This window comes from Sphingomonas sp. CCH9-F2, from assembly GCF_001556735.1.
In the GTDB taxonomy this organism is placed as follows: Bacteria; Pseudomonadota; Alphaproteobacteria; order Sphingomonadales; family Sphingomonadaceae; genus Sphingomonas; species Sphingomonas ginsenosidimutans.
This window is the reverse complement of the sequence record NZ_LSJO01000226.1, coordinates 1-8,431: the sequence shown is the minus strand read 5'-3', so window position 1 is coordinate 8,431 and position 8,431 is coordinate 1. Positions and strand designations below refer to the sequence as shown.

8 protein-coding genes and 1 tRNA gene are annotated in these 8,431 nt (G+C 69.4%); 5 read left to right on the top strand and 4 right to left on the bottom strand.

The annotated features are described in order from the left end of the window. Both AX685_RS06825 and dxs read right to left on the bottom strand, forming a co-directional pair. Positions 1 to 389: hypothetical protein (locus AX685_RS06825; protein WP_156445711.1), on the bottom strand; the 389-nt coding region annotated here is incomplete at its 3' end. Then, positions 386 to 2,305: a 1-deoxy-D-xylulose-5-phosphate synthase gene (gene dxs / locus AX685_RS06820; RefSeq protein ID WP_066486827.1), complete on the bottom strand. Its 1,920-nt coding sequence runs from the start codon at positions 2,303 to 2,305 to the stop codon at positions 386 to 388. The genes AX685_RS06825 and dxs, both read right to left, overlap by 4 nt. A gap of 87 nt (positions 2,306 to 2,392) precedes the next feature. On the opposite strand from dxs, the gene AX685_RS06815 reads away from it, so the two are divergent. Further along, positions 2,393 to 2,926, top strand: a complete 534-nt coding sequence (locus AX685_RS06815) for a GNAT family N-acetyltransferase (protein WP_066486824.1) — start codon at positions 2,393 to 2,395, stop codon at positions 2,924 to 2,926. A 111-nt stretch (positions 2,927 to 3,037) separates the two neighbouring features. Here AX685_RS06815 and AX685_RS06810 read toward each other — a convergent pair whose 3' ends face one another. Together AX685_RS06810 and AX685_RS06805 are read right to left on the bottom strand one after the other, a co-directional pair. Further along, on the bottom strand, positions 3,038 to 3,496 hold the full coding sequence (locus tag AX685_RS06810) for a Fur family transcriptional regulator (RefSeq protein ID WP_066486820.1): 459 nt from the start codon (positions 3,494 to 3,496) through the stop codon (positions 3,038 to 3,040). 38 nt (positions 3,497 to 3,534) lie between these two features. Further along, entirely contained in the window at positions 3,535 to 3,936 is a 402-nt protein-coding gene (locus AX685_RS06805) for a MerC domain-containing protein (protein WP_066486818.1), read from the bottom strand. Between the two features lie 101 nt (positions 3,937 to 4,037). Between AX685_RS06805 and recJ the strand changes: the two genes are divergently transcribed. The 4 genes from recJ (at position 4,038) to AX685_RS06785 (ending at position 8,085) form a co-directional block, all read left to right on the top strand. Next, positions 4,038 to 5,783 carry a single-stranded-DNA-specific exonuclease RecJ gene (recJ, locus tag AX685_RS06800; protein ID WP_066486822.1) on the top strand — a complete coding sequence of 582 codons (1,746 nt, stop codon included), beginning with the start codon at positions 4,038 to 4,040 and terminating at the stop codon, positions 5,781 to 5,783. Between the two features lie 49 nt (positions 5,784 to 5,832). After that, positions 5,833 to 5,907, top strand: a tRNA-Glu gene (locus tag AX685_RS06795). Between the two features lie 79 nt (positions 5,908 to 5,986). Beyond that, on the top strand, positions 5,987 to 7,807 hold the full coding sequence (locus tag AX685_RS06790; protein WP_066486804.1) for a DUF6538 domain-containing protein: 1,821 nt from the start codon (positions 5,987 to 5,989) through the stop codon (positions 7,805 to 7,807). Further along, on the top strand, positions 7,804 to 8,085 hold the full coding sequence (locus AX685_RS06785; protein ID WP_066486803.1) for a hypothetical protein: 282 nt from the start codon (positions 7,804 to 7,806) through the stop codon (positions 8,083 to 8,085). The genes AX685_RS06790 and AX685_RS06785 overlap by 4 nt, the downstream gene beginning before the upstream one ends. Positions 8,086 to 8,431: the final 346 nt, after the last annotated feature.

Below are 8,431 nucleotides of genomic sequence, written 5' to 3'. Positions count from 1 at the left end.
CCTGACGCCCCCACCCGCCCGTCGAGGTAGCGCACCAGCGCCGCCACGTCGGGCAGGTCGGGGACCAGCGAGTCGTCGGGCAGCGCCAAAGCGGCGGCGGCGGCGTTGGCGACATCCTCCACGTCGCCGCGCGCCATCTTGAGGAAGCGTTTGAGCGTGTCCTCGGGCTGGGGCACCACCCCTTCCCCGTACCATGGCGCCAGCGCCGCGCGCACCGCCGGGGCGACGCGCGGGTCGGCGCCGGCGAACACCGCGTCGAAATCGGCCGCAGTCCACGCCGCACGCTCGGCCACCGCGCCCTTCACCCGGCGCAGCATCGCATAATTGGCCCACAGCATCCCCACCGCGTAGAGCGCGGTGAGCGCGCCGACCTTCTCCCAGCCGGTCACGCGCGCGCGATCACGCCCGCTTCGTTGTAGCGCAGCGCCGACAGGACGGTGGCGACGATCGCGTCGGCATCCAGCCCCGCCTCGGCATATTGCACCTCGGGCTTGTCCTGGTCCTGGAAGCGATCGGGCAGGCGCAGCGTGCGGATCTTGAGGCCGGCATCGGTCAGCCCGGCGTCCGACGCCATCGTCAGCACATGCGCGCCGAGGCCGCCGACCGCATTCTCCTCAATCGTCACCGCGACTTCGTGGCTGGTCAGCAGGCGGCGGATCAGCGCCTCGTCCAGCGGCTTGGCGAAGCGCAGGTCCGCGACGGTGGTCGACAGCCCGCGCGCCTCCAGCACCTCGGCCGCCTTCAGCGCCTCGCCCAGACGCGTGCCGAGCGACAGGATCGCGACCGACTTGCCCTCGCGCACGATGCGGCCCTTGCCGATCTCCAGCCGCTCCGGCACCGCGGGCAGCGCGACGCCGGTGCCGCCGCCGCGCGGATAGCGCACCGCGATCGGGCCGTCGTCATATTCGGCGCAGGTGTGGACCATATGGACCAGCTCCGCCTCGTCCGCCGGCGCCATCACGACGAAATTGGGCAGCGTCGCCAGATAGGTGACGTCGAAGCTGCCCGCATGGGTCGCGCCGTCCGCGCCGACCAGCCCGGCGCGGTCGATCGCGAAACGCACCGGCAGGTTCTGGATAGCGACGTCGTGGACCACCTGGTCGTAGGCGCGTTGCAGGAAGGTCGAATAGATCGCGCAGAACGGCCGCATCCCCTGCGCCGCCAGCCCGGCGGCGAAAGTGACCGCATGCTGTTCGGCGATGCCGACGTCGAAGAAACGGTCGGGATGCGCGGCGGCGAAGCGGTCGAGCCCGGTGCCCGACGGCATCGCCGCGGTGATCGCGCAGATCCGCGGATCGGCATCCGCCGCGCGCGCCAGCGCATCGCCGAACACGTTCTGATAGGCCGGCGGCCCCGGCGGCGCCTTCGCCTGGGTGCCGGTGATGACGTCGAACTTCTGTACGCCGTGATATTTGTCGGCGGCGTTTTCCGCCGGGGCGTAGCCCTTGCCCTTCTTCGTCACGACATGGATCAGGATCGGGCCTTCCTCCGCATCGCGCACATTTTCCAGCACCGGGATCAGATGCTCGAGATTGTGCCCGTCGATCGGCCCGACATAGTAGAAGCCCAGTTCCTCGAACAGCGTACCGCCCATCGTCATGCCGCGGGCATATTCGTCGGTCTTGCGCGCGGCGGCATGGAACGGGCGCGGCAGGCGGCGCGCGAACTTCTTCATCAGCTCGCGCACGCCCAGGAATTCGCGGCTGGACACGATCCGCGAGAGATAGGCCGACAGCCCGCCGACCGGCGGCGCGATCGACATGTCATTGTCGTTGAGGATGACGACCAGGCGATTGCCCGCCGCCTCGGCATTGTTCATCGCCTCATAGGCCATGCCAGCGGACATCGCGCCGTCGCCGATCACCGCGATCGCCTTGCCCGGCGCGCCGGTCAGCTTGTTGGCGGTGGCGAAGCCAAGCGCGGCCGAGATCGACGTCGAGCTGTGCGCCGCGCCGAACGGGTCGTATTCGCTCTCGCTCCGCTTGGTGAAGCCCGAAAGCCCCCCGCCCTGCCGCAGCGTGCGGATACGGTCGCGCCGCCCGGTCAGGATCTTGTGCGGGTAGCATTGGTGCCCGACGTCCCAGATCAGCCGGTCGCGCGGGGTGTCGAACACATAATGGATCGCGACGGTCAGCTCGACCACGCCCAGCCCGGAGCCGAGGTGGCCGCCGGTCACGCCGACGGCGGCGATCGTTTCCTGCCGCAGTTCATCGGCCAGCTGGCGCAGCTGTTCGGGGCGCAACGTGCGGAGATCGGACGGCGTAGCGACGGTGTCGAGCAGGGGTGTTTCGGGGGCATTGGCCATCCGACCGGAATAGCTGAGCGATATCAGCATGTCGATTGCCGCTTTTTACGGTTGACCGCGCAGACGCCGCCGGGCGAGGCAGCGGCCATGCTTTCCCACCGGCTTGCCACCCCCGACGATATCCCCGCGATCGCCGCGGTGATGGACCGCGCGATCACCGAATTGCAGCGGGACCACCTGTCCCCGGCGGCGATCGTGGCAAGCCGCGCGGCGATGGGGCTGGACACGCAGTTGATCGACGACGGCAGCTATTTCGTGGTGCACGCCGCCGACGGACAGCTGGCGGGATGCGGCGGGTGGAGCTTTCGCGCGACCTTGTACGGCGGCAACCATTCTGGGGACCTGCGCGACGCGCGGCGGCTGGACCCCGCCACCGAGGCGGCGCGAATCCGCGCGATGTACACCGACCCGGCATTCACGCGCCGCGGCGTCGGACGACTGATCCTGTCGCTGTGCGAGACGGCGGCGCGCGACGCGGGGTTCGCGCGGGTGGAAATGATGGCGACGCTGGCGGGCGAGCCGCTGTACGCCGCGTGCGGCTATCGCGTGATCGAACGTGTGGCGGACATGGCGCGCGGCGACGTGCCGGTGCCGGGCGCGCGGATGGGGAAGGCGCTGTAGGCGCGTCGACGCGAGCGGCGGCGGCGCAAGGAAGATCGGCGCGGAGATCGCGCTGCGCGAAGCGGCGCTTGCCTCACGTCGATGCGCGTCGACCCGCCGACGATCGATGGCCTATCCCGCGCAGGCGGCGCAGCGGCCGCGCACCTCCACCACCGGGCGTTCGGGCGTGAAGCCGGCGGTCAGCGCGGTCTTCCGCAGGTCGCTGGTCAGCCGGTCGTCGTCGAGGTGCGTGGTCTTCCCGCACGCATCGCACACCAGGAAGATGCAGTCGTGCCGGCAGCCGGGGTGCGCGTTGACGACATAGGCGTTGGCGCTTTCCACCCGCTGCGCCAGATTGGCCGCGACGAACAGGTCGAGGATGCGATAGATGCTGTTGGCGGCGATCCGTCGCCCCTCCGCGCGCGACACCGCCTCCGCAATGTCATAGGCAGACGCCGGCTTGACGAAGCCCGACAGCGCCGCGAACACGCCGGCGCGCATCACGGTCCATTGCTCGCCCGCGCCCTCCAGCGCAGCCTGCGCCGCGCCCATCAGCGCGTCTCCCTCCGGTTCGTGATGCCCGTGCCCCATGCGCGATGAGATAGGCACCGCACGGCGCCCCGGCAAGCTCAGCGATCGACAGCGCGCGCGTGGCTGTGCCGGTTGAGCGCATGGCCCAGCGCCAGCACCGCGACCCCGGCGACCGTCAGCGCGGTTTCGGCCAGATGGTGCGCGCCATGCGCCACCACCAGCGCCGAGGCCATCAGCGCCAGCCCGGTCGCGCCCAACACGATCGGCAGCGGCCGGCGATGCCGCACCGCGCCGCGCCCGAACGCGAACATGCCCAGCGCCAGCGCCATCACCAGCCCCGCTTCGTGGATCAGCGGGCTGCCCAGCAGGCCGCCGGCGGTGGACAGCAGCGCCAGCGCCACCGTCGTCGCCAGGCAATGGACGACGCACGCCGCCGACAGCCAGATCGCCCAGCGATCGAGCCGGTGCGCGCCTGCGTCGGAGGAGGATTGCTGTGCCATGGCAAACCGGCAGATAGGCCAGGCACACAAATGTTACAACATCACATCCGCATTTTCCATCGACAGTGACGAAGCCGCCCCGTCCCTGTATGGCACCGGCGATGCGGCGCGTTCTGGACATCGACCGGTCGATCCTCGGCCAACCCTGGCACTGGCGCGCGCTGGCGACGGACCAGCGCGACGGGTTGATGCCCGACGACCTGCTCACGCAATTGCTGCTGGCGCGCGGGTGCCCGCGCGAGGCGCTGGAGGCGCACAAGGCGCCATCGATTCGGGGGTTCATGCCCGATCCGTCGATCTTCCGCGACATGGACGTGGCTGCCGCGCGACTGGCCGATGCGGTGGAACGCGACGAGGCGGTCGCGATCTTCGGCGATTACGATGTCGATGGCGCGACGTCATCGGCGCTGCTGGTGCTGTTGCTGCGCGAGCTGGGACGCGACGCGCGCGTCTATATCCCCGATCGGCTGGTCGAGGGATACGGCCCCAATGCCGCAGCGCTGGAGCGGCTGGCGGCGGAGGGCGCGACGCTGATCGTCACGGTCGATTGCGGGGCGCAGGCGTTCGACGCGCTGGCCGGCGCGCGCGCCGACGTGATCGTCGTCGATCATCACCAATGCGCGACGCAGCTGCCGCGCGCCCATGCGGTGGTGAACCCCAACCGCCAGGACGAGGGCGACGGCGCCGCGCACGGCCATCTGGCGGCGGTCGGGGTGGCGTTCCTGCTGGGTGCCGCGCTGATCCGCGAATTGCGCGCGCGCGGCTATTTCGCGGGGCGCGCCGAACCGCGGTTGCTCGACCTGCTCGATCTGGTCGCGCTGGGCACCGTCGCCGATGTCGCGCAGCTGCGCGGGCTGAACCGCGCCTTCGTGGCGCAGGGGCTGAAGGTGATGGCGCAGCGCCGCAACATCGGGCTGGCCGCGCTGGGCGAGGCGGCGCGGCTGACGCGCGCGCCGACCGCCAGCGACCTGGGCTTCGCGTTCGGGCCGCGCATCAACGCCGGCGGACGCGTCGGGCGCGCGGACCTGGGCGTGCGGCTGCTGACGACGCGCGATCCGGCGGAGGCGCGCGCGCTGGCGGCGGAGCTGGATCGCCTCAACGACGAACGCCGCGCGATCGAGGCGATGGTGCAGGAAGGCGCGGAGGCGATGCTGTGTACCGACCGCGCGGTGTGCGTCGTCGCTGGCGAAGGCTGGCACCCGGGCGTGATCGGGATCGTCGCGGGGCGGCTGAAGGAGCGGCTGGGCCGCCCGGCGATCGTCATCGCGCTGGACGAGAACGGCATCGGCAAGGGATCGGGCCGGTCGATCACCGGCGTCGACCTGGGCGCGGCGGTGCTTTCCGCGAAGGAGCGCGGGCTGCTGATCGCGGGCGGCGGCCATGCGATGGCGGCGGGGCTGACGATCGCCAGCGACGCCATCCCCGCCTTCGCCGACGATCTGGAGGCACGGCTGGGCGCGGCGGTGGAGGTGGCGCGGGAGAACCGCGCGCTGCTGGTCGATTCGGTCGTCGCCGCGGGCGGGGTGACCCCCGATCTGGTCCATGCGCTGGAGGCCGGCGGCCCCTACGGCACCGGCTGGCCCGCGCCGCGCGTGGCGGTGGGGCCGGTGCGCACGATCAAGGTCGACGTGGTCGGCAACGGCCATGTCCGCGCGATCGTCGCCGGCGACGACGGCCGCAGCCTGAAGGCGATGGCATTCCGCGCCGCCGACAATGCGCTGGGCCAGGCATTGCTGGCCGCCGGCCCATCACGGCGGCTGTGGCTGGCGGGACGCGCGCGGCTCGACGAATGGGGCGCGCGCCCGGCGGCGGAACTGCACATCGACGACGCCGCCTGGGCCAACTGACCCCTTGACCCCCACCGCCCTTTCCGCCAAGGGACCCGCCACGCCTCACGGCCCCTTCGTCTAGCGGTTAGGACGCGGCCCTTTCACGGCTGAAACACGGGTTCGATTCCCGTAGGGGTCACCATCCTCGCATCGAGGCGCGGAAATCCAGGATTTACGCCAGCTTCACCGTCCGCAGGTATAGCGAACGGGTATAGAAGCGCATGGTGCAGATGATCACACCCTGGAAACATCCCCAGACCGGTATCTACTATCTCTACAAGGAACTGCCGCCGCATCTGCGGGGCGAGATGGGCCGGCGTCAGGTCCGCCGCTCGCTCAAGACGCGCGATCCGGCGGAGGCCAAGCGCCTCTTCGTCCTGGCCCATGCGGAGCTCGAACAGGAGATGGCGGCCGCCGAGGCGCGGATCGCCGCACAGAAGGTCGCCGACGAAATCTCGCCCGAGCGAGCCAAGATCATCGTCGACGACTTCATCCGCAACCGGCATGCACCTGAGCGGTGGTCACGCTGGCCAACCCTCGGACTTGTCTGGTGGCTGGAGGACACCGCGCGCCGCGTCTTCAACACCGACTTTCCCCTCGCCGGGCTACCGATGGACGACAGTCCGGAAGCACTGGCTGCGAAGCGTGGCGAGCCCGTGCCCGGCGACTGTTGGCTTGACGTGGTCCGTATGTACCCGCCGGCGGAATGGCTCCAAGCCAGCGGCATGGTCCTGGCCGACGTGTTCGAAGACCAGGACCCGGCGATTAAGCGCATCCCGGCCAACGACCTCCTTATCATGCAGGCGTGGAACGCCCGCGTCCTAGAGGACAATGAGCGCCTGCGCGCCGACATCGCTGCACCCCGCCGCATCGCCGTCAAGCCGCGGCTGCGACCGGACCTCCGCTTCCGCGAGCTGCTGCAATTGTGGAACAAGGAGAACGCGCCCCGGCCTCAGTCCTATGTCGAGGTGGAGCGCGCGACCGAAGATCTGATCGACTATCTCGGCGACATCCCGGTCGAATCCTTCACCTCCGACATGCTGATGGATTATCGCGACGAGGCAAAGAATCTGCCCGCGACCATGCCGCGCGCGGACCGCGCCCTGCCCTTCAACGAGCGCCTGGCGCGCCATGCGCATAGCGGCACGCCGCGCGTCAGTCCGCCGACGTTGAAGAAGCGGGTCGGATCGATCCAGGCGCTGCTCAGCTTCGCGCATCAGCAGCGCTGGATTTCACAGAATGCCGGCACCGGGGTGAAGATCACCGGCTTCAGCCGGGTGGCGCGGGGTCGCCGCAGCTTCATGCCCGGCGAACTGGCACAGCTGTTCGCGTCCGACCTGTTCGTGCGGCCGGATCGCCTGCTCGACCGGCGCACCGACGTCAGCGACGTGACGCTCTACTGGCTGTTCCTGCTCGGGCTAACTTCCGGTGCCCGGCTCGAGGAAGTCGGACAGGCGCGCGTCCAGGACGTGAAGGCCGATGGTGGCATCCTCTACATCGACATCGACGATCTGATGGATGCCGAGGCCGATCCGAACCTGCCCGAGAAAAGCGTGAAGACGACGGGCTCGCGGCGGATCATCCCGATCCACGAGCATGTCCTGACGCTCGGCTTCGAGCGCTACGTGAGCGCGCTGAAGGACGTCGGGAGCGAGCTACTCTTTCCCGATCTCCGCCCCAGCACCTTCGGTAAACTGACCAAGGAAGCCAGCCGCCGGCTCAACCGCTACATCAATGCCGTCGTCAGTACAGATGCGCGGCTGGTCTTCCACTCGCTGCGCCACCGCTTCAAGGACGAGGGGCGCGGCGCCGATGTGCAGGAGCGCGTGCTCGATCAGTTGTGCGGCCATGTCCCCGCGACGGTTGGCGGCCGCTACGGAGAAGGCGCGAACCTTCAGGCGCTGAAACGCAGCCTCGATCGGCTCCGGTTCGACTCCGTCGATTGGACCCGACTGCGTACTGCAACTGGCACGATCTCCTGGGCGGATATCGTCACCGAGATCGTCGGCCGGGTGAAGGCGAACGCGAGGAAGGGCAAATGACCGTAGACCATCGTAATCGCCTGAGCGTCTATATCGCCTTCGCTGAACCCGGCGGCGAGGTTATCGAGGTCGCCAGCAGCCTGTTGGGAGCCGGCACGGCCGTGGTCCTCCATGCTGTGACCGAGTGTGGCGTTACAACGCTGACCCTCGGGGACGGGCGTCCCTTTGAGATCGACCTCATCACCGACCCCATTCCGATCGACGACGGGATTTCGATTTACCCGGATGACAGTGACGACCCGATCGCCCGGATCGAACGTCGCTTCCTCGCTCCCTGAACCCTGGCTTCGGCGGCCGTTGCGGATACGCGCAGCGGCCGCCGAAGTCTGGTCGTGAGCGGAGGAGCCCCCGCCCCTCAGCTCCCCGTCGTCTCAGCGGCCCATTCATCTGCCGCTGCCCAAATACAGGCGTCGGTGCGTCCCCTTATTTTTTGCTTCGGCGGGCTTTCAGTACAGCAGCGAGGTCCCGCCGTGCGGCACGGCGTTCCTTCGCGACCTGATCGTTCCACCACTCGATCTGGCCCAGAATGGCGTTACAGTGGTAGGCGAGGATGCGGTAGCGGCCGACAGCCTGTCAATCGGCGTCCAAAAAGGACCCCCTATCGGCGTCCAAAAGGGACCCCGT